Below are 22,856 nucleotides of genomic sequence, written 5' to 3'. Positions count from 1 at the left end.
CCTATTCAAAATAACCATGGACAAATTTTCGTATATCGCAAACGCACACGTTTCTTACATCGATGAGCTTTATGCATCTTATAAATCCGACCCTGAATCCATAGATCCAAGTTGGAAAGAATTTTTTGACGGATTCGATTTCGCCTTGACCAATTACGGGGAAGAGGAGAACGGATCTGCTGCAGCCGCTTCATCGCCTAGCACAGCAAAAAATGGCTCTTTAGCAACTCCCGGTACCATCATGGATATGGAGCAATTGCCTAAGGAGATTAAAGTCCGGGCTTTGATTCATGCTCATCGGTCCAGAGCTCATTTGCGTTCTAAAACAAATCCAGTTCGTGAAAGAAGAGATAGAAAGGCGCTGATCGATCCACAGGATTTTGGTCTTGGGGATGCAGACATGAATACAGAGTTCCAAGCTGGGAATGAAATAGGAATAGGTAAAGCCAAGTTGTCTGATATCATCAGTGCATTAAAGAAGATCTATGAAGGGTCGATGGGTTTCGAGTACCTATACATTCGGGATCCTGAAATATTAGACTGGTTTAAGACCAAAGTTGAGAAGGAGGCTTTAGCTTTTAATCCAGCTACTGAAGAAAAGAAACGTATTCTTTTCAAGCTTAATCAGGCTGTTGTCTTTGAAAACTTTCTCCATACCAAATATCTTGGTCAAAAGCGTTTTTCACTAGAAGGTGGTGAAAGTACAATTCCATTTTTGGATGCAGTTATCAATGGTGCTGCCAATTTAGGTGCTGAAGAGGTGATGATAGGAATGGCGCACAGAGGTAGATTGAATGTGCTTGCCAATATCATGGGTAAAACCTACGAACAAATTTTCTCCGAATTTGAAGGAACAGCAAAGCCTGATCTGACTATGGGTGATGGAGATGTGAAATATCACATGGGCTACTCCTCTGATATCGTCACTCCACAGGACAAAAAAATACACCTAAAATTAGCACCAAATCCTTCGCACTTGGAAGCTGTAAATCCAGTGGTAGAAGGTTTTATCCGAGCAAAAATTGATTCGGAGCACAAAGGTGATGCAACCAAGGCATTACCGATTTTGATCCATGGAGATGCTGCTGTGGCCGGACAAGGGATTGTCTATGAAGTTACCCAAATGGCGGGGCTGAAAGGTTACCATACAGGAGGTACTATTCACTTTGTAATCAATAATCAGGTTGGTTTCACTACAGATTTTGATGACGCCAGATCCTCGATTTATTGTACCGATGTAGCAAAGATTATCGATGCACCGGTGATTCACGTGAATGGAGATGATGCAGAAGCAGTGGTTTTTGCAGCGAAGCTAGCAGCTGAATTCAGGCAAAAATTCGGCAAGGATATTTTTGTGGATATGGTATGCTATCGTCGTCATGGTCACAATGAATCTGATGAGCCGAAATTTACTCAACCGGAGCTCTACAATATAATTTCCAAGCACCCGAATCCACGTGAGGTTTATATCAAAAAGCTTACCGAGCGAGGTGATATTGATGCTAAAATCGCGAAGCAAATGGATAAAGAATTCCGACAATTGCTTCAGGATCGATTGAATATGGTCAAGGAAAAACCTTTGCCTTACCAAGCCACCAAGTTTGAGAGAGAGTGGGGTACATTAAGAAGATCTAAGCCAGAGGATTTTGACAAATCTCCAGAAACCGGTGTTAGCTCGGAAGCTATAGAGACAGTAGCAAAAGCACTTACTTTCATTCCAAAAGGCTTCAAGGCTATCAAGCAGATTGAAGTTCAGATGAAGCAAAGAAAGGATATGTTTTTCGATAGTAAGTCCTTGAACTGGGCTGCGGCGGAGCTTTTGGCTTATGGCTCCCTTCTTTTGGAAGGAAAGACAGTCCGACTGACAGGTCAAGATGTACAGCGAGGAACATTCTCACACCGTCATGCGGTCATCCATGATGCGAATTCCAATCAGCCTTTCAACTCACTTCATGAAATGCCTGAGCGCAAAGGAAAATTCTCCATTTACAACTCCTTGCTTTCTGAGTATGCCGTTTTGGGCTTTGAGTATGGTTACGGAATGGCAAATCCAAATTCGTTGACCATTTGGGAAGCACAGTTCGGAGATTTCGCCAATGGTGCCCAAACTATGATCGACCAGTTTATTTCTTCTGGAGAATCAAAATGGCAAAAGCAAAATGGTCTCGTGATGTTATTACCGCATGGCTATGAAGGGCAAGGTCCAGAGCACTCCAATGCTCGGCCAGAGCGCTTCTTGCAGCTTTCTGCTGAATACAACATGGTGGTAGCAAATATTACCGAACCTTCTAATTTCTTCCACCTTTTGAGAAGGCAATTGGCATGGGAATTCAGAAAACCTTGCGTGGTTATGTCTCCGAAATCCCTCCTGCGTCATCCTAAAGTGATGTCTCCGCTTGATGAGTTCACTAGTGGTTCATTCAAAGAAATCATCACAGATTCCAATGCTGATCCAAAAAAAGTGAAGCGTGTTATTCTTTGCTCAGGCAAAGTTTATTACGACCTAGAGGAGGTAAGAGAAAAGGAAAAAATTGATCAAGTAGCAATAATCCGAGTCGAGCAATTGCATCCACTTCCTAAAAAGCAAATCTTAGAGGCCTTAAAGCCTTACAAAGGTGCTGAGGTCGTTTGGGTTCAAGAAGAGCCGGAAAACATGGGTTATTGGACCTATATCTTAAGACTGCTTCACAAAGAACTTCCAATGGATGTCATAGCCAGAAAGGTATCTGCATCTCCTGCCACAGGATATAATAAGGTACACGTAGAGGAGCAGAAGTCTATCATCAACAAAGCCTTAAAACTTTAATACCCAATCCGAAATAATCTTTTGATGCTTTGACCTGTACGGGAGAAGCTAAAACAACAATCTCATGAGCAAAGAAATCAAAGTTCCCGCAGTGGGAGAGTCTATCACGGAAGTGACCGTGGGACAGTGGTTCAAGAAGGATGGAGACCAAGTCGAAATGGATGAGGTACTCTGCGAACTCGAATCAGATAAAGCTACTTTTGAACTTCCCGCTGAAGCAGCAGGTACACTTCGAATTAAGGCAGAAGAAGGCGATACCCTAGAGATTGGGGCGGTCATCTGTGTAATTGATGAATCCACCAATTCTGTAGTGACAGACACAAATAAACCTTCTGAGTCAGAAGGAAAAAAAGAGAACAATTCCGCAAAAAGCACAGGAGAAGTAAAAGAGATGGTAGTCCCTACCGTTGGAGAATCAATCACAGAGGTGACTTTGGCCAATTGGATTAAAGCGGATGGAGATTATGTGGAATTGGATGAAATCATCGCAGAAGTAGACTCTGATAAGGCTACATTCGAACTACCCGCTGAAGGTTCAGGTATTTTGAGACATGTGGCTCAGGAAGGCGATACGTTAGAAATTGGAGGATTGATTTGCAAAATCGAGATCATGGAAGGTAAGCCAGCTGAGACTTATGCCGAGTCAAAAACTGAATCACCAGCCTCAACTTCAGCTTCCCCATCCAAAGAGTCCTACGCAACCGGACATGCATCTCCTGCTGCGTCTAAAATTCTTGCAGAAAAAGGCATCAAACCTGAAGAAGTAAAAGGATCAGGCAAAGATGGTCGAATCACTAAGGAGGATGCTGAAAATGCTCAAAAGAAAGCAGCTGCTCCAGCGAAGGAGGAGAAGAAAGAGTCAGCTCCAGCTCAAGAAGCAGTGAGAGTTCCAGGATCAAGAGAAGAGAAGCGCGAAAAAATGTCCTCTCTTCGTCGAACAGTTTCAAGGAGACTGGTATCAGTGAAAAATGAAACTGCGATGTTGACTACATTCAATGAGGTCAATATGCAGCCAATCATGGACCTACGCTCCAAGTACAAAGAGCTTTTCAAAGAGAAGCATGGAGTAGGGCTAGGGTTTATGTCCTTCTTCACCAAGGCAGTATGCGTGGCACTTCAAGAATGGCCTGCAGTCAATGCCAAAATTGATGGAAATGAAATCGTATACCATGATTTCTGTGATATCTCAATCGCGGTTTCTGCACCAAAAGGATTGGTCGTTCCAGTGATTCGAAATGCTGAGGGAATGAGCTTCGATCAGATTGAAAAAGAAGTGGTTCGTCTTGCTACCAAGGCTAGAGACAATAAGCTTTCCATCGAGGAAATGACAGGTGGTACCTTTACCATTACCAATGGTGGTGTTTTTGGCTCTATGATGTCCACGCCGATTATCAATGCACCACAATCAGCGATTCTAGGCATGCATAATATCGTTCAGCGGCCAATGGCTGTGAATGGTGAAGTGAAAATTTTGCCTATGATGTATGTAGCCCTTTCTTACGATCACCGAATTATTGATGGTAGAGAATCGGTGAGCTTCTTGGTACGTGTCAAGCAGCTTCTCGAAGAGCCAGAGCGATTGCTTTTTGGAGTTTAATGTAGTACGAAGTACGAAGTACAATGTACTAGGTAGCATAATTCTAATGCGATGCATAATTTTCTTGTAGAGTTGTGCATAGCAGAAAGAAGAGAAGGAGATATTTAGAAAAAATGTAAATTATTCATCAAACTAAATTCTCTTAATTATGTCGTTACAAAGAATTAAAAGTATGGCAGAAGGCCATAGATCTAGCTGTAGAAGTATATCGAATCACTGAAAAATTGCCCGCTGAGGAAAGGTTTGGGTTGATATCTCAAATCAATAGGTGCGCGATTTCCATTCCTTCAAACATAGCTGAAGGAGCAGGAAGAAATACCAATAAGGATTTTAATCATTTCTTAGGAATTTCTCTTGGCTCATCTTTTGAATTGGATACCCAAATGATCATTTCTAATAGGTTGGGCTATGTAAATAATGCTGATTTCGAAGAAATCGAAAAAGAGCTTGAGTATATACAAAATATGATTGTAAAACTTAAGCAAAACTTGAATGTATAACCTCAATGGGCTTGGTACTTGGTACTAAGTACATTGTACAAAGTCAAAAATAATGTACGACTTAATAGTAATCGGTTCAGGACCTGGAGGCTACGTCGCCGCTATCCGGGGTGCTCAATTGGGAATGAAAACCGCCATTATCGAAAAATATCCAACTTTGGGAGGAACTTGCCTCAATGTAGGCTGTATTCCGTCCAAGGCTTTATTGGACTCTTCTGAGCATTTTCATAATGCAAAGCACACTTTTAAGACTCATGGAATCAACCTAAGTAACCTGAAGGTTGACCTGAAGCAAATGATTGCCCGCAAAGAGGATGTGGTCAAGCAGAATGTGGATGGGATTCAGTACCTCATGAAGAAGAACAAGATAGATGTGCTTCAGGGAGTCGGATCATTTGTAGATGCCAATACCATCAAAGTGACAAAAGATGACGGTTCTGAAGAAAAAATTGAAGGTAAAAATATCATCATAGCCACTGGTTCTAAGCCTGCTTCTTTGCCGTTTATCAAGATCGACAAGGAAAGGGTGATCACCTCTACAGAAGCTTTGAAGATGAAAGAAATTCCAAAGCACTTGATCATCATTGGTGGTGGAGTGATCGGAATGGAGCTAGGGTCGGTTTATGGCCGAATGGGGGCTAAAGTTTCTGTGGTCGAGTACATGGACTCTTTGATTCCTTCGATGGACAAAACCATGGGTAAAGAGCTTCAGAAGTCACTAAAGAAACTTGGATTTGATTTTTATCTCAAGCACAAAGTAACTGCCGTTGAGAATAAGGGTAAAGAGGTTACGGTAACTGCTGAAAACAGCAAAGGAGAGAATGTTGAGTTGAAAGGGGACTACGTTTTGGTTTCCATTGGTAGAAGACCTTACACGGATGGCCTAAACGCAGAAGCTGCAGGTGTCAAAGTCAATGAGCGAGGACAGGTTGAAGTAAATGATCATTTACAGACCTCGGTGTCTCACATCTACGCCATCGGCGATGTTGTCAAAGGTGCTATGCTGGCACACAAAGCGGAAGAAGAAGGTGTTTTTGTGGCAGAAACCATTGCCGGGCAAAAGCCCCATATCAATTACCTGCTGATTCCTGGTGTAGTTTACACCTGGCCTGAGGTTGCCTCTGTGGGATACACGGAAGAGCAATTGAAAGAGCATGGCAAAAAATATAAAGCTGGCAAATTTCCATTTATGGCCTCAGGTCGAGCAAGAGCTTCAATGGATACTGATGGACTTGTAAAAGTATTGGCAGATGCTGAAACGGATGAGATCCTCGGGGTACATATGATTGGTCCTCGTACAGCCGATATGATTGCAGAGGCGGTTGTAGCTATGGAATACCGTGCGTCAGCGGAAGATATTGCTCGAATGTCACATGCGCACCCTACATATACAGAGGCTTTCAAAGAAGCCTGTTTGGCAGCGACAGAGAATCGAGCGCTGCACATTTGATTGATGTACATGAGCTTAAGCCATCTTCCTCGCGGGAGATGGCTTTTCTTTTTTTAGGAAAAATGGCTTTATTCACCCATGACTTATAAAGTAGCTTTTTTAGGAGCAGGAAATATGGCTTGGCATTTGGCCCCTGCATTGGAAAATGCCGGCCATCAGGTGACCGAGGTATATTCCCGAACCTTGTCAGGAGCAAAAAGGGTCACCGAAAGGCTTTACGCTGCGATACCTAAGGATGATTTGGACTTTTCAGAAAGCAAAGCCCAACTATTTATTTTGGCGGTAAAAGATGATGCTATTCCTGATGTGGCAGATGCGGTGATTTTGCCTGAGGAAAGTATCTTAGTCCATACTTCGGGTACGATGCCACTTGATATTTTAAACTACTCCTCGGCTACCTACACAGGTATTTTCTATCCTTTGCAGTCTTTCACGGCTGGTCAGAAAATGGACTTATCGGATGTTTCGATTTTGATCGAATCTGATGATCAGGAAATTGTTAAAATCCTGAGAAAAGTAGCAAAGTCCATCTCGCACAATATCTTTTTTGTCCGTTCCAAAGATCGAAAAGCGGTTCATATAGCAGCTGTTTTTGCCAGTAACTTTACCAATCACATGATCCGAATAGCCGAGGAAATCATGCGAAGACAAGGACTTGATTTTGAAATGATGAAGCCGCTGATTATTGAGTCCATTTCAAAAAGCCTACAAATAGGAGCCAAGAAAGCTCAAACGGGTCCTGCTATTCGGGAAGACTATGAGACACTGGAGGAGCATCACCGTTTTTTAAATTATAACCCCGAAATAGCAGAAATCTACCGTTTGATCTCTCAGGACATTATCGATTCTTAGCCATCCCAAGTACCAAACAACCCTCGCTGATAGTCTCGATAGGCTTCCCGGATTTCATCTTCGGTATTCATCACGAAAGGTCCTTGAGCCACCACAGGCTCATTGAATGGCAAGGCATGTCCCAAAATGACAACGGAATCTTCTGATGCTTCGACCTTCAAGACTTCTCCCTGATTAGCAAACTCGACTAGGTGTCTAAATGGGACTTCTTCACCATTAACTTTGATTTTTCCTCTGACGATGTATAAAAAGATATTTTCATTCTCTGGGATTTTTTTTTCAAAAGAGCCCCCGTTTTTTAAATAAATCGTACTCATTGAGATCGGAAAATTTCCCTCAAAAGCGCCCTTCACACCATTCCACTCGCCAAAAAGCTGTTGGACAGTTACGTTTCCTTCATTCAGATCGAAAGACGGAATCTCTTCTTTTTGAAGCCCAACGTATTTTGGTGAAAGCATTTTCTTACTGGCGGGCAGATTCAGCCAAAGTTGGAGTATCTCCAAATCACCGCCATTTTTCTTGAACTCAGAGCTGGATACTTCTGCGTGAATCAACCCCTTTCCTGCTGTCATGTATTGCACTCCACCTGCTTCAATGACTGATTCATGTCCTGATGAATCCTTATGCATGATATCTCCTTCTAGGATGAAAGTGACGGTCTCCATTCCACGATGAGGATGAGGACCGAAAGGCAAGCCATGGTTATTTTGAGGATACTTTTGAAATCCGTGATGGTTGAGAAATAAAAAAGGATCAATCATGTCCAAACTTCTTGTGGGCATGGGGCTATAGGTAATCAGATCTGCAATAGGGCGATATTCAGAACCGTGAACTTTCTTGATCTTTCGTAAATCCATTTTAAAACCTTATTTGATGTATATACATGTAATTAGAAAACCTTGTAAAAGGTTCAGGGAACTTGGGCTTCTTATTGGAGTTTTTTATCCAGCTCTAGAATTGTATGAAGCAAAACATTTGCTCCATTTGCGACATCCTCTTTGCTGGAATATTCTTGAGGTGAATGGCTAATGCCATCTTTGCTGGGGATAAAAATCATGCCCATAGGAGCAATTTTTGCCATTTCCTGAGCATCATGTCCAGCTCCACTAGGAAGACTTAGTGTAGATAATCCGAGCATTTCAGCCTTTTCCTGAATGATTTGTCGAATCTTGGGGTCAGCTAGGGCCGGGTCTGAGGCAACTTCAATATGATTGATCGAAACTGAGGTATTAAACTCCTTCGCAATGGTCTTTGCTTTTTCTTCTAATTGTCGATAGATGGACCAAATTTTTTCCGAAGAGAGGTCTCGAATTTCCAAATTTAAGGTAACCTCAGACGGGATGACATTTCCTGCACCTGGCTTTGCCTCTATCTTTCCTACAGTACCTACCTGTCTTCCTGGGATCGATCGAACTGTTTCATTCACAGCAAGGATAAACTTAGCAGCTGGGAGCATTGGGTCCTGACGAAGATCCATCGGTGTAGTTCCTGCATGGTTGGCAAATCCTTTAAAGGTGAATTCCCACCACTGAATCGCTACGATTCCTTCTACCACTCCGATATCTATTTTTTTATTGAATAGGTTGGCTCCTTGCTCAATATGAAGCTCTAGAAATGCAGCTAAGTCTCCAGGCTTTCTTTTTAACTCAGGAATTCTATCTGGATTCCCTCCTAACTTTTTGATGCCTTCGTAGTGAGTGATCCCTGCATTACTGACGACCTGAAGCGCTTCTTTACTTAAACTGCCAACCAAAGCGCGACTTCCAATAACTCCTCCTTCTTCATTGGCGAAAATAATCACTTCAAGCGGGTGCTCTGTTACAATCTTATTTTCGGTGAGAGATTGAACGACTTCAATGGCACTCAGTGAACCAAGGGGCCCGTCATAGTCCCCACCATTTGGGACTTCATCGATATGAGAACCGAAGGCAATGGGTTTTAATCCGGGGTTTTTTCCAGCCTTCTTTCCGATGATATTCCCTGCAAAGTCAATGCTTACCTCCAAACCGGCCTTTTTCATCAAATCAATGACATAAGCCCTTCCTTTTACATCGTAATCAGAATAGGCGACCCGGTCGGACCCACCTAAATCATTTTTGCCAAAAGTAGCTAGCTGCATTAGCGTAGAATCGAGTCGGTTTGAATTGACTCGAATATCTTGCCCAAAGGTGGTATTGAAAACTAAGGTAAAAATGAAAGAAAGGGTGGTGAATCGAAGGTTCATAAGTTTATTTCAATCGTGTCGATGTCATGTGAAATATTTTTCTGAAAATAAAAAAGTCCTTCCCAAAAAGGAAGGACTCTGGAATTATTTGAGCCAAGCGAGTCGAACTTCATCTGGTGCTTTCATCCGGTCAGCGAGACGCATATATCGATCGGCCAAGTTTGAAAGGTAATCCTGAGCTTTGGCAGCCACATCATTTAATCCTGTCAGCGCTTCCACTTTCCAATGGTCAACCAGGTGCTGAATAATTCGGGCATAGTCCCAACCTGTGTAGATTCCTACTTTTTGGGTGATTTCTGAGAAGTCCTTGTACAATGATGGTCTACTGCCACCTTCTCCCATCAATACAGCAGGCATCACGATTTGCTTTCGCATCATTTTTTCAAATGCGACAATTGCTCCACTTGGATCAATTTCGAAGATTTTGTTCATGAAAGTCTTGTAAGCTTTTTCATGCCTTGCCTCATCACCAGCGATGGTTTTACAGATTCTTGAAAGCACATGATCTCCAGCCTTATCTGCCAATTTACCGGTATTGACGTGGGATATTTTGGTAGCTCTCTCCTGAAAAGAAGTATATATCATGGCCTGATAAGGATCGGCTTCAGACTTAGGATCAAACCCATTTGCTAAGAGTCTGTGAATGGTTCGCTCTACAGCGCCCATATCTACTCGTCCTGTGAGGTAAAGATATTTGTTGAGCAAGTCTCCATGACGATTCTCTTCGGCAGTCCAAGATTTGGACCAACGAACCCAACCTGATGGCGAAAGCAATGATCGTTCATCATTAATGCCTTCCAAAAGATTAAAGTATGTCTGATAGGAAGGCAAGGCTTCCTCAGTAATCATATTTCCAACTAAAGAAGTCAATACTGTATCTGGGATACCCTCAGCTCTTTTTTGAAGCAATTTTACCTCTTCGAAGACTTCTGGGTTTTGAAAATCGGGTAGGAAATCTGAAGGTTGCCAGCACTTATCAGGATCTACCAGGATATTGTCTACGGCGTCCCCCACGATATCATCCAACTGGGAGATAACCTCCATGTTCTTTTCCAGCTCGTAATTGATGTTTTCTGATTTTTTCATTTCCTAATAGGTTCTGAATTGATTTATATCAAAAATAAAGGTACGGACAATTTTGTCAGGAATTAAATTTATTGAAGTAAAGGACAAATTTCAGGCTGAATGGCTGCGGGTAGATTCAAGCAAAATGAAGGTTTCCCAGATTTTATGTCTATCGATTCATATTCTCTTTTTGAGAGGAGTTTTTTGCGCAATTCATTATTTTGGAAAAAAAACCGCGATATGTTAAAAATTTTGGTTGTTGGTAGTAGCAATACCGACTTGGTTCTTCGCTCTTCAAAACTTCCTAAGCCAGGTGAGACTGTCACCGGAGGACAATTTTTTCAATTTCAAGGGGGAAAGGGAGCCAATCAGGCTGTAGCCGCTGCAAAACTTGGTGGACAGGTATCCTTTTTGGCTAAAGTGGGTGATGATGCCTTTGGCAAGCAAGCATTGGCTGAATATCAAACCTACGGATTAGATACCAAGCATGTAATTATCGATTCAACTGCTGCTACCGGAGTGGCACTTATTCTAGTGGATGAAAATGGTGAAAATTCTATCTCAGTTGCCTCCGGTGCAAATGCGAATTTGCTACCTGAAGATATTTTGGCAGCAGAGGAGTTAATCCGGTCTTCCGACTTGATTTTAGCCCAATTGGAAACTCCATTGAGCACCATTGAGGCTCTTTCAGACTTGGCTTTCAAGCATCAAAAAAAGATGATTCTCAATCCTGCACCGGTAATGGATTTACCTCAAAAACTCCTGCAGAAGCTCTATTTCATCACCCCAAATGAGCATGAAGCTAGTTATCTGACGGGTGAAAAAGTTGATTCAATAGACACAGCAAAACGTGCAGCCGAAATTCTAATAGGCCAAGGAGTAAAAAATATATTGATTACGCTCGGTGCCTCGGGGTCTTATTATTTGGGAGAAGAAGGGGAGTTTCATACGCCCGCTCCCAAAGTAAAAGCAATGGACACTACGGCAGCCGGGGACACATTCAATGGTGCATTTGTGGTTTCTTTGGCTGAAGGGAAAGCTTTTGATGAGGCCATTAAGTTTGCCTCTCAGGCCGCAGCTATCTCAGTGACACGGATGGGGGCGCAAGTGTCGCAGCCATTCCGAAAAGAAGTTTTAATTTAAAAATCTAAAACCCAAGCTATGTTTTTTCCTGAATCCTATCTCCTGGCAGTATTCTTTTGCTTTATCACCATGCTTTGCTGGGGTTCCTGGGCAAACACCCAGAAACTTGCATCTAAATCATGGTCATTTCCCTTGTTTTATTGGGATTACGCAATTGGAATTGTACTTGCCTCACTCATTTTAGGTCTTACCATGGGATCAATGGGCTCTGAGGGAAGACCGTTTTTTGAAGACTTATCTCAAGCGAGTTCAAGTTCCATAGGCTCAGCGATATTGGGCGGGATTATCTTCAATCTGGCCAATCTCCTGATCGTAGCTGCTATCGATATTGCGGGTATGGCTGTAGCCTTTCCCGTTGGTATTGGAATTGCCTTGGTTTTGGGAGTGTTGATCAATTACCTGGCAGACCCGCTTGGCAATCCGGTGTTACTCTTTTTGGGAGTGGCCTTGGTTGTAATCGCTATTATACTAGATGCTCTGGCTTATCGCAATCTCACTGCAAGTCAAAATCAACCTCCTATCAAGGGTATCTTGCTGGCCTTGGCTGGCGGTATTTTGATGGGCTTTTTCTATCGCTTTGTAGCAGCATCGATTTCTACCGACTTTAGCAATCCTGCTGAAGGCTTGATGACTCCCTATACTGCTGTCTTTATTTTTTCATTGGGTGTTTTGGGTTCCAATTTTCTTTGGAATTCATTTTTCATGTATAAACCTATCCAAGGACAGCCCGTCACGTATTCGGATTACTTTCGACTTGGTAATTTAAAACTTCATAGCATTGGATGGCTTGGTGGGCTCATTTGGTGTTTGGGGATGGTATTGAATGTGATTTCCGGGGAAAAAGCGGGTTTTGCCATATCCTATGGACTAGGGCAAGGCGCTACCATGGTGGCAGCCGCTTGGGGAGTTTTTATTTGGAAAGAGTTCAAGGATGCTCCAAAAGGGACTTTTCCACAATTGATTATGATGTTTGTCTTCTTTCTGATGGGTTTGGGATTGATTATTCTCAGTCGACTGATTTAAAAAAAATCGGATCAATTGACAAGACGAGCCTATCAATTGATCCGATCTGATTTGGATCAAAACTGGTTTGATCAATAATCTAATTTGTACGCGACCACCTTATTTTTGAAGAAGGTTGGAACATAAACCACCATTTCGGAAGGATTGTATCCAATGTCAGCTGTATTGGATTCTTCAGCTTTGGTATCTAGCATTTTGGTTTGATCCTCGGCAGAAGCAAACCAGATTTCCCCTTGCCATCTGGAAGCCACAAAGTTTCCATCTCCTAAAACGACTAGTCCATCTCCTCCTGTGACGGCGGAATTGAGGATTTCTGTAGTCCCATCGGCATTCCATTTTTTCAAACCGGAAGCATCCAAGCCATAGATGGTCCCATCTGCACCCACGGCGATTCCGTTGATGGAATCATGTCCTTCTGATACGGTGCTGATTGCTCCATCTTGATAACTGTGAACTTTGCCGGTATTCATGTCAGTGAAATACACTACGCCATTGTGCGATGCGACATCATTGAGGAATTCAGCTCCTTCTACGGTCCACTTGTTTGTAATTTCTCCTGACTCCAAGTTGATTTCTACCAATTCATCGATATCTGTTACATACAGATTTCCATTGGCAATGGCCATTCCTTTTGGAGCGTTCAATCCGCTGACCCAAGTCTGCTCTACAATACTTCCATCCGTGCCCAGGATTGAAATGGTACCGTTTCCATCTTTTTCCTGTGGGTTTTGTCCGAAAATATTGGAAGTGTAAATTTTACCTGAGGAGGGATCATAGAGGACAGATTCCACAGTTTCAAGGCTAGCCTCTGATTCCCAAAGCATCGTTAAGCTTGGTGTTTTTACCTCTTCTTCGACCATGGGCTCTTCAGTTTCAGTAGTTTTTTGTGGGGAGCATTGAGCAAAAAGCATGGTTGCTCCGATTCCATAAATCGCTGTTTTTAAATAAGTTCGCATGATTTAGTTGTTTTTAGTTAAAGTCCAGTTATTCAAGTTAAAGTTTGATGGTGCTGATGCTTCTAGGCGCTTTTGGATTTTGTCCAAATACATGGTGTTGTATCGCAATCTGGTGATATAGTTTGGCAAATCCGGATCTCCATTCCAGCAGTGCTCGGCGCGATCACCATAAGCAACCTCACCTCCATAGTAAGGGTTTTCGGTATTCTCCAGAAAATCCTCTGTTAAGTACACCGCGTTGTTTAAATAGTAATTGTCCATATCTCCGCAGTAAATATGCACCTTACCTTCGAGTTTGGGACCTAAAGTACTCCACTCCCGCTCCATGATATAGCGAAGATCGTAATTTTCCTTCCAATATTCAGCCACTTCCGAATCGATTTCACCCGTGTATCTATCCCAAATGGGAATTGGATACCCATCTTCTCCAACAGGGGAAAAAACTGCCTGCCAGATGTCAAATTGATCTCCAGAACGGCTCTTCGTTCCGCCTAAGGCCAGTTCCCTGTGATTCATGTCTATTAGCATAGCATCTACATGGCCAAGATAGTTCCGATGACCGGGACGAAGGGTTTTTCTGAAATGTCCATCTTGGTAATAGGCATTTTCATCCTCATAGATATTTACAGAAGTGTAGGCCCTAAAATCAATCGGATCAGGACAAGCCGCAAAACAGCCATTGTATTCGTCAGGATATTTGACCTGAACAGCAAGTGCCTCCCATCCGCCGGTAGATCCACCATAAAGAAATCTTGCCCAACCTTCTCCGATACCTCTGAATTGCTCCTCGATATGTGGAATTAATTCATAGGTAATGGCATCACCATAAGGACCCAGATTTTCGGAGTTTACCGCATAGCTATCATCATAGTAAGGATTAGCATGTTGGATTTCAATCACGATGTAGCGCTTAAAATCCGGTGAAATCCATTGCTGATAGAAATCATAAGCTTCCTGCTGCTGCATTTTTTCATATCCATAGATCCCAAATCGTGCACTGTAATCATCCTCTCCCAGCTCTGGGTCAGGTGGAATCGTGCGAAAGCCGCCAAAATCTGAAGGAAAATGTCCATGAAATACCATCAAAGGATAATATTGGTTGGGGTTTTCATCAAAGCCCTCCGGAAGTAATACGTGTGCACCTAGATACATATCCCTTCCCCAAAACTCGGAGAGCAATTCGCTTTTGATTTTGATGTGCTTGATGTACTCGGTGTCTTCTGGTTCGCTGACAGGGGGGATGATTTGATCGATCTCCAATTCGAGGCTGGAATTGCCGTTCCAATTGATTTTTTTTGGTGTGGAATAAATATTTTTCGGGGCTCGTGCCCATTGTCTTCCCTCTCCCTGATCCATGGGTAATTTGACGGTGTGGCCGTCTGATCTGACGAAGGTTTCATGCTTTTGAATAAAAGCCTGAACAGTGTACTCTCCTTCCGGTATCTCCGAAAGTGATTCGATTGGATAGCCAAAACTCTCCGTGTCAAAATCTATACTTTCGCCTGACTGATAATTTTCAAAATCCATCCCAAAAACCTGATTGGTTCTTACATTGTCACTGATACCGAATCGTGGTTCGGCCTCATGATTGGTGGAGAAAATCAACAAAAGGCGCCCATCTTTGACATCCTCCTGAAGCTCTGAGGCAATGGAGACTGATATGTTTGAATTACTGGGTGATTGGCAGGAGGCAAGTAGGAAAACGGCCAAAATCACCAAGAGAAGATTTTTCATAGACGCTGCATTTAATGTGATGGAATTTACACAAAATCAATTGTTTATTTGGCGAAGGGACAAAATTTAAACCATCAATAGACATTTCTTCGGTATAATCCACCATTTGTGGATATTTTGGCTAGTTGTGTCAGAAAGCTAGTATCTTACCATCATAGAAAAACCACATTATGAACAAATATTTAAGCCTTATTGCCGCCGCAGGACTCCTATTCTCTTGCGAGCCGAAAAATCCCGAAATAGACTACACGCAACTTTCTGATGCTGAACGCCTGGAACTGGCGCAGGAGATAGCCCAATCCACCATCATGGTCGATGGACATGTGGATCTTCCTTATCGAATGAAAGTAGGAGGTTTTACCCTTCAGCGAGAAATTTTGGACGTTTCTGTTCGAACTCCTGATGGAAATTTTGACTATCCTCGCTCCAAGGAGGGCGGTTTGGATGCCCCATTCATGTCAATTTATATTCCGGCAGGAAATCAGGCTATTCCAGGAGCTTCCAAAGCGCTGGCGGATTCCTTGATTTTGATGACGGAACGACTGGCCAATACTTTCCCCGATAAGTTTGCCATGGCCTACAGCCCGGCTGATGTTGAGGCTAATTTTGAAAAAGGACTGATCTCCCTGCCCATGGGGATGGAAAATGGCTCCGGCCTAGAAGATGACTTGGCCAACGTAGAATACTTTCACAAAAGAGGAATTCGATACATCACATTGACTCATGGGAAGGATAATCTGATCGGCGATGCCAGCTATGATACTACCGGGACTCATGGAGGTTTGAGTGAATATGGAGAGCAGGTAGTTGCTGAAATGAACCGTGTGGGAATTATGGTGGACTTGAGCCATGTGTCGGACAATACCTTCCGGGATGCATTGGCGATTACTAAAGTGCCAGTAATTGCTTCCCATTCTTCAGCTAGAAAATTCACTCCCGGTTTTGAGCGGAATATGAGTGATGAATTGATCACGGCCATGGCAGAAAATGGTGGAGTGATGATGATCAATTTTGGAGGAACATTCATTGATTCTGCCTATGCCGCAGGTTCGTCCAAGGTTCGGGAGCATTTGGTGAATTACATGGTAGACAATGGTCTTAGTCGCAGCGATTCGGCATTCAGAGCCTATGCGGCGGAATATTCGGCCGCAAACAACCCTTTTCCTACCGTTCAGCGAGTAGCCGACCATATTGATCATGTGGTGAATTTAGTAGGGATTGATCATGTAGGGTTTGGGTCGGATTTTGATGGGGTAGGAGACTCCTTACCTACTGGGCTGAAGGATGTTTCCATGTTCCCCAATCTGATTGCTGAGCTTTTGAAAAGAGGGTATTCTAAGGAGGATATTGAGAAAATTTGCTACAAAAATATCTTCCGTGTTTGGAAAGCGGTAGAGGATTATGCCGCTAGCCAAGGGTAGAAAAAGATTTTAAAAGGAAGCTGAACCAAGTAAAAGCGTTTTTACGCTGAGCTGAATTTATTTTAGAAATAAGTTTAGGTCAAGGTCAAGCTAAAATTAAACAAGAAACTTCTGTTCGATTTTGATCAGAAGTTTTTTTGTGCCCAGATTTTGGAAAACTTCTTCAATCAGAAATGATTTTTCAGATTTAATTACGTAATTCAAAATAAAAAAAATTTTATTTTAATCATTAGCGTATGAAACGATCTCTTTTAATTCTAGCCACAATCCTGACATATTTTACAGTTCATGCTCAGGAAGAAAGCAGTATTTTCAAACAAGGCGTAAAGGGCTGCTACTCGGATTATTACATTGAATTTTACAATCGTGGTGCAGATCTACCCACCGACGGGGAGTATGAAGTAGTGATTTCGGTAATTATGGACGGTCAGAGTGATTGCTATTTAGGCAAAGCTACCATCCAAAATGGTCAGTTGTCAAACCCTGTTTATATCCAAAAAACGGACGGATCTTATCAGCCGATGAGCCGGATGTTTAAGGCTTTGGATCCGGAATGGGTGGCTGCAAGGGATGAAGCGTCTATCAGACAAGTTTCAGACGGCATGTCTACTCTTTTTTACACGGTAGATAGGCACTGGATTCGCTTATTTTTTCCTTCTTTGATTGCAGGCCAATCCATGGCAAATAAAAAAGCTCCGCCAGCCAAAGAAATGCTCAAGTCTAATAATTGATCTGAAATTCTCTTAAATCATTTTCTCCCCCTGTTCATTTGATCAGGGGGTATTTTTATGCCAAAATTTCACATTTTTATCTAAAGAAAGCTCTTTTTCAGACATTTTGACCGAAAAAATGAATTGGAGATGGATTTGCTGATAGATGATTGTAATCAAAAATAAAGGAACTAAACCACTAGCAATACATGGATTTCAAACAATTTACCATTAAATCTCAGGAGGCGATTCAGAAGGCAGTTGAGTTGGCAATGAGCATGGGGCAGCCCACCATTGAGCCAGCACACTTGCTAAAAGGAATCTTCTCTGAGGACGAAAATGTCACCGATTTTGTCTTAAAAAAACTCGGTGCCAATAAGCAACAACTAACCCAAAAGCTCGAGGAGCAATTGGGCAAACTTCCTAAAGTCAGCGGTGCTAATCAGCAGCCCTATTTATCCGGTGCTGCCAATCAGGCTTTAACTAAAGCAAGGGACTACCTGAAGACTTTTGGAGATGAATATGTCGCCATTGAGCATTTGCTCTTGGGGATTTTGGCAGGAAGCGATGCAACCGCACAACTACTGAAAGATCAGGGAATGGCTGAAAAGCCGCTGATCGAAGCTATCAAGGAACTAAGAAAAGGAAATAAAGTGACTGATCCCAACGCAGAAAGCAAGTACAGGGCTTTGGAGAAATACTCCAAAAACCTGAACGAATTGGCCAAAAAGGGTAAAATCGACCCGGTAATTGGCCGTGATGAAGAAATCAGACGGGTGCTGCAGATCTTGGCGCGACGAACCAAAAACAACCCCATTCTACTCGGTGAGCCAGGTGTGGGTAAGACGGCTATTGTCGAAGGACTCGCGCAGCGAATCGTCTCTGGTGATGTACCGGAAAATTTGAAAAGTAAAACCTTGATCTCACTGGATATGGGCTTGCTTGTCGCAGGTGCCAAATACAAAGGTGAATTTGAGGAAAGACTAAAGGCAGTGATCAAGGAGGTGACCGATTCTGATGGGGAGATTATTCTCTTTATCGATGAGATACATACCTTGATCGGAGCCGGAGGTGGAGGAGAAGGAGCCATGGATGCTGCCAACTTGCTCAAGCCAGCTTTGGCTCGTGGCGAACTCCATGCTATCGGAGCCACTACCTTGAAAGAGTATCAAAAATACATTGAGAAGGACAAAGCACTGGAGCGTAGATTCCAGGCTGTGATCGTAGATGAGCCGGATGCAGCAGATGCGATTTCCATTCTAAGAGGAATCAAAGACAAATACGAGCTTCACCACGGTGTACGGATCAAGGATGATGCTGTCATTGCTGCGGTGGAATTGTCGCAACGATATATTTCTGATCGATTTTTGCCTGATAAGGCTATCGATTTGATGGATGAGGCTGCCGCCAAACTTCGAATGGAAATTGACTCCTTGCCTCAGGAATTGGATGAGCTAAACCGTCGAATCATGCAGTTGGAAATCGAGCGCGAGGCGATCCGAAGAGAAAAGAACAAGGATAAAGAGGCTCTTTTGAGCAAAGAAATCGCTGAGCTTTCCGAAAAGCGACAGTCTGTAAAGGCCAAGTGGGAAAGCGAGAAAGCGGTCATCATGGGTATTCAGCGTGAAAAAGAGAATATCGATAAGTTCAAGCTGGAAGCAGAGCAAGCCGAGCGGGCTGGAGATTTTGGTAAAGTGGCTGAAATCCGATACGGTAAAATCGGAGAAGCTGAGAAAAAGCTAGAATCCTTCAAATCCCAATTAGCCGAAATGCAGGCAGGGTCTCCTCTTTTGAAAGAGGAGGTTGATCAGGAAGATATTGCCACAGTCGTTTCCAAATGGACCGGAATTCCGGTTTCAAAGATGATCCAATCCGAGCGGGAGAAATTACTGCATTTGGAGGATGAATTGGGCCGACGAGTGGCAGGTCAGAAAGAAGCAATTGCAGCGCTTTCCGATGCCGTACGTAGAAGTCGGGCAGGTTTGCAGGACCCGAAGCGTCCGATTGGTAGCTTTATCTTCATGGGTACGACCGGTGTAGGTAAAACTGAATTAGCGAAAGCCTTAGCCGAATATCTCTTCAATGATGAAAACGCGATGGTGAGAATCGATATGTCCGAATATCAAGAGCGACATGCCGTCAGCCGATTGGTAGGGGCGCCTCCGGGATACGTGGGCTACGATGAAGGCGGTCAGTTGACTGAAGCGGTAAGAAGAAAGCCATACTCAGTAATCTTGCTTGACGAGATCGAAAAGGCCCATCCGGATGTCTTCAACATTCTTCTACAAGTATTGGATGATGGGCGATTGACGGACAATAAAGGCCGGATCGCTAATTTCAAGAATACGATCATTATCATGACGACTAATATTGGTTCTCATCTTATTCAGGAGCGATTCGCATCCATGGAGGATTGGAATAAGGAAGAGGTTTTGGAAAAAACCAAATCGGAAGTATTTGACCTGCTCAAAAAGTCCGTACGACCAGAATTCCTAAACCGAATCGATGAAACGATTATGTTTGAACCGTTGAATAAGCAGATCATCCGGAAGATTGTCGATATCCAATGGAGAGAAATTCAAAACCGTCTGGCCGAGTCCCATATCGAGATTGAGGCTACGAAAGAAGTTTTGGATTACTTAGGCGAAGTCGGCTTTGATCCACAATTTGGTGCAAGACCGCTCAAGCGAACCATGCAGCGTTTGATCTTGAATGAGCTTTCCAAGCAGATTTTGGCAGGCTACATCAAAAATGACTCGGCTGTTTTGGTTGACTTGGACGCCGATAAGCAGGTTTACTTCAAAAATGTAGACACTGCTGTCGAGGTGGAGTAAATCCAAGCTAATCCTCATTTCAACCCCCGATTTTATAAAGAGATCGGGGGTTATTTTTTATCCAATTAAAATAATTTTTAAAAAAGTAGTGTGTCCAGGCAACCTTAGCCTTCTTTATTACATTTTTAAGATTGAAAGTAAAATCTAATTTGGCTTGGAGGCAAAAATCATCAATAAAGCAAGGCGGGGAGATCCTAAAGCACAGCGAACTATTTTCGATAGCTATGCCCGTCAGATGTTTTTGCTATGCCTGCGATATGTGAGGATTCAGGAAGATGCAGAGGATCTTTTGAGCACCGGATTTACCAAAGCCTTCGCCAATTTGGACAGTTTTGAATACCGAAGTGAGGCCTCTTTTGAAGTTTGGCTCAAGCGGATTTTGATCAACGAATGCTTGATGTTTTTGCGAAAGCAGAATAAAGCCCCGCTCATGGTTGAGCCGGATGAATCTCTGATATCCACTCATGAAGATGTCATTGACATGTTGAGTGCGGATACGCTGTTTGGATTGATTCTCCAGTTGCCCGAGGGCTATCGGACCGTATTCAATCTATTTGAAATAGAAGGATACACCCACAAAGAAATCGCAGAGAAGTTGGGAATCACAGAAGGTACATCCAAGTCTCAACTGAGCAAAGCAAAAGCTGCTTTGAAAGAAACCATCATTAAAAAAGGATTGAATTATGCCTCTTGATATAAAAAATATTGACAAGAAAGCTGCCTTGCCCGAAGATATCGATTTTCGGAAGGAGATGATTTGGGAAAAAATTCAAACCCGAAAAAAATCGAAATTGAGGCTTTTTTGGCCGTGGATGGTAGCCGCAATGGTGATTCTTGGTTTCGGTCTCTCTTTGCTAAAAAATTCAAAACCTGTTGAAATCGCAGGTCAAGAAATCGACTTGATAGCTAGCAATTCAGTTCATGATTTTCCAGAACTTGAAAATCCAGTTTTGGACTTTCAAGTTCCAGATTTGATTGAGAGAAGAATTCCTGTGCAGAAAACTGAGGTAAAAGAAATAGCAAAGCAGCCAGAGACAAAAGCAGTGTTTTCTGATGAAATATCGATTTTCAAAAGCATTGTCGCTGAACCTATAAAACCGCTCGAAATCGCTTCTAACGAGCAGTTATATAGTGACTTGCATGAAGAGAAGAAATTGAGTCCAGCGGCTATGCGGTTGAAAAGAAATCTCCAAAAAATGGATAAGGAGAATGTTCCAGATCAAACCATGGTTGTAGAAAAATTTAATCTTTTGCGTGAATTGCAGGGCTACCCCATGGAAGCATCTGCAAAGCAAAATCCGACTTCCATCTATAATCAACTAAACAAAAGAATAAATGAATAAAACTAGCCTAATCTTTATCAGCTTTTTGCTTTTGACAGTTTTTCGTTCATTCGCCCAGACTGGTGAGACTAATCCGCCACTTTATCCTGAATACAACCTCATTCAACCAAAGGAAAGCATCAATTATAAATCTGCTGAAAGATCTTACTATGAGGATGAAATTGAACTGAGAAGGGTGAACGATTCTTTGGCGATTTACTTGGAAGGGCAGAAAAAATTGTCTTTCGTAGCATTGAACATTACTGCTTTCGAAGAGTTTGCTGGTTTTGAGAAAGACATTGACTCTTTTCTAGAGTTCATAGCTAAACTAGATTTGGATTTTAGTAAAAATTCTTACCAAATCCGCTTTAGTCCCGGAACAAAACAAATTCGGGTCATAGAAAGGAATGAGATACGATTCAAGAATTTTGACGGAGAGGTATTACCAACCTTCCGCCATGAGGTTATTTTTACTTATCAGCCAGAGATGCTAGAGGTGAATTTATATGTAGGAGAAATAGATGAACTTTTGGTGTTGAAAGATGCTGGATTTTCAGAGGTAATCAAGAAAGAAATGGTCGAAAAAGAATGGTTTAAAAAATATGAAAAGAGAACATTCAATAAAGACATAAAAATCGATGAAACTGGGAAGCTTGGGATAGTTACTTATGGTAACTTCGAGGCAAATGGCGCTACCATCGACTTTGATATAAGTATGGGAGCTAGTTTGCTAGGGGATCAGTTTCCTTTCAGAGAAGAGGTTTCTTTGGTGTTCAAAACCAATAAATTCAATAAATGGACACAATTTAAGCACGGAGCATTTATTGGAGCCGAATTTTACCAGTTTTTCAGCCGAAACCAAGAAAATAAAGTTCAATTAGAAAACTCCTCATTCATAAATGTTGGCTGGCTTTTCGGGGTCAAAGATACACCTGTAAGTATTTTTTATGGTAGGTATGTTGGTGATGATACAGGCTCATTTTTTGAGTTTAATAAAAATAAGTTCGGTTTGGATGTACTGGTAAAATCTTCATTCAGGATCAAGTATGAGGTTTTTGTAGGCTCTAATGATAGTGACTGGATAAATTCAATAGGAATCACTTTTCCTTTAATTCCTGGGAGATAATTTGAGGTCTTGGGTTTCCTTTCTGGTTAATTCCCTTTATGGTTATAGATTTCAAGAGAATGGAACTGTTTAGATAAAGCTTAAAATAAAATC

General features: G+C 42.4%; 17 protein-coding genes and 1 pseudogene. 13 read left to right on the top strand and 5 right to left on the bottom strand.

Annotated elements, in window-relative coordinates; all coding sequences use genetic code 11:
- Positions 1–16: 16 nt before the first annotated feature.
- From CDH51_RS09770 to CDH51_RS09750, 5 genes and pseudogenes are all read left to right on the top strand, one after another.
- On the top strand, positions 17–2,806 hold the full coding sequence (locus tag CDH51_RS09770) for a 2-oxoglutarate dehydrogenase E1 component (protein WP_100628422.1): 2,790 nt from the start codon (positions 17–19) through the stop codon (positions 2,804–2,806).
- Between the two features lie 64 nt (positions 2,807–2,870).
- Entirely contained in the window at positions 2,871–4,403 is a 1,533-nt protein-coding gene (gene odhB, locus CDH51_RS09765; protein WP_100628421.1) for a 2-oxoglutarate dehydrogenase complex dihydrolipoyllysine-residue succinyltransferase, read from the top strand.
- Positions 4,404–4,573: 170 nt separating this feature from the next.
- Positions 4,574–4,903 (top strand): annotated as a pseudogene (locus CDH51_RS09760) (four helix bundle protein); the annotation flags it as partial.
- A gap of 52 nt (positions 4,904–4,955) precedes the next feature.
- On the top strand, positions 4,956–6,353 hold the full coding sequence (gene lpdA, locus CDH51_RS09755) for a dihydrolipoyl dehydrogenase (protein WP_026947888.1): 1,398 nt from the start codon (positions 4,956–4,958) through the stop codon (positions 6,351–6,353).
- Between the two features lie 78 nt (positions 6,354–6,431).
- A complete protein-coding gene (locus CDH51_RS09750; protein ID WP_100628419.1) occupies positions 6,432–7,205 on the top strand; it encodes a Rossmann-like and DUF2520 domain-containing protein in 774 nt (257 codons plus the stop codon).
- On the opposite strand, the gene CDH51_RS09745 is transcribed toward CDH51_RS09750, so the two are convergent.
- From CDH51_RS09745 to CDH51_RS09735, 3 genes are all read right to left on the bottom strand, one after another.
- On the bottom strand, positions 7,202–8,062 hold the full coding sequence (locus CDH51_RS09745; protein ID WP_100628418.1) for a pirin family protein: 861 nt from the start codon (positions 8,060–8,062) through the stop codon (positions 7,202–7,204). The genes CDH51_RS09750 and CDH51_RS09745 overlap by 4 nt on opposite strands.
- Before the next feature lie 71 nt (positions 8,063–8,133).
- Entirely contained in the window at positions 8,134–9,429 is a 1,296-nt protein-coding gene (locus CDH51_RS09740) for a Zn-dependent hydrolase (protein ID WP_100628417.1), read from the bottom strand.
- Between the two features lie 84 nt (positions 9,430–9,513).
- A complete protein-coding gene (locus tag CDH51_RS09735; RefSeq protein WP_100628416.1) occupies positions 9,514–10,515 on the bottom strand; it encodes an acyl-ACP desaturase in 1,002 nt (333 codons plus the stop codon).
- Positions 10,516–10,734: 219 nt separating this feature from the next.
- On the opposite strand from CDH51_RS09735, the gene rbsK reads away from it, so the two are divergent.
- Both rbsK and CDH51_RS09725 read left to right on the top strand, forming a co-directional pair.
- Entirely contained in the window at positions 10,735–11,637 is a 903-nt protein-coding gene (rbsK, locus tag CDH51_RS09730; protein ID WP_100629400.1) for a ribokinase, read from the top strand.
- An 18-nt stretch (positions 11,638–11,655) separates the two neighbouring features.
- Entirely contained in the window at positions 11,656–12,660 is a 1,005-nt protein-coding gene (locus CDH51_RS09725) for a multidrug DMT transporter permease (RefSeq protein ID WP_100628415.1), read from the top strand.
- Between the two features lie 71 nt (positions 12,661–12,731).
- On the opposite strand, the gene CDH51_RS09720 is transcribed toward CDH51_RS09725, so the two are convergent.
- Both CDH51_RS09720 and CDH51_RS09715 read right to left on the bottom strand, forming a co-directional pair.
- Positions 12,732–13,616, bottom strand: a complete 885-nt coding sequence (locus CDH51_RS09720) for an NHL repeat-containing protein (protein ID WP_100628414.1) — start codon at positions 13,614–13,616, stop codon at positions 12,732–12,734.
- Positions 13,617–13,619: 3 nt separating this feature from the next.
- Positions 13,620–15,350, bottom strand: a complete 1,731-nt coding sequence (locus tag CDH51_RS09715; protein ID WP_100628413.1) for an alpha/beta hydrolase-fold protein — start codon at positions 15,348–15,350, stop codon at positions 13,620–13,622.
- Between the two features lie 170 nt (positions 15,351–15,520).
- Between CDH51_RS09715 and CDH51_RS09710 the strand changes: the two genes are divergently transcribed.
- From CDH51_RS09710 to CDH51_RS09685, 6 genes are all read left to right on the top strand, one after another.
- A complete protein-coding gene (locus CDH51_RS09710) occupies positions 15,521–16,771 on the top strand; it encodes a dipeptidase (RefSeq protein ID WP_100628412.1) in 1,251 nt (416 codons plus the stop codon).
- Positions 16,772–17,007: 236 nt separating this feature from the next.
- Positions 17,008–17,502 (top strand): hypothetical protein, encoded by a 495-nt coding sequence (locus tag CDH51_RS09705; RefSeq protein ID WP_100628411.1) that lies wholly within the window; start codon positions 17,008–17,010, stop codon positions 17,500–17,502.
- Between the two features lie 188 nt (positions 17,503–17,690).
- Entirely contained in the window at positions 17,691–20,315 is a 2,625-nt protein-coding gene (gene clpB, locus CDH51_RS09700; RefSeq protein WP_100628410.1) for an ATP-dependent chaperone ClpB, read from the top strand.
- A 154-nt stretch (positions 20,316–20,469) separates the two neighbouring features.
- A complete protein-coding gene (locus CDH51_RS09695; RefSeq protein ID WP_232724786.1) occupies positions 20,470–21,009 on the top strand; it encodes an RNA polymerase sigma factor in 540 nt (179 codons plus the stop codon).
- Positions 20,999–21,658: a hypothetical protein gene (locus CDH51_RS09690; RefSeq protein ID WP_100628409.1), complete on the top strand. Its 660-nt coding sequence runs from the start codon at positions 20,999–21,001 to the stop codon at positions 21,656–21,658. The genes CDH51_RS09695 and CDH51_RS09690 overlap by 11 nt, the downstream gene beginning before the upstream one ends.
- On the top strand, positions 21,651–22,763 hold the full coding sequence (locus CDH51_RS09685) for a hypothetical protein (protein WP_100628408.1): 1,113 nt from the start codon (positions 21,651–21,653) through the stop codon (positions 22,761–22,763). The genes CDH51_RS09690 and CDH51_RS09685 overlap by 8 nt, the downstream gene beginning before the upstream one ends.
- The last annotated feature ends 93 nt before the right edge of the window (positions 22,764–22,856 follow it).

Origin of the sequence: Algoriphagus formosus (assembly GCF_002807035.1) — a bacterium.
Lineage (GTDB): Bacteria > Bacteroidota > Bacteroidia > Cytophagales > Cyclobacteriaceae > Algoriphagus > Algoriphagus formosus.
The sequence above is the reverse complement of the archived record's forward strand: the minus strand, read 5'-3'. Positions and strand labels throughout refer to the sequence as shown.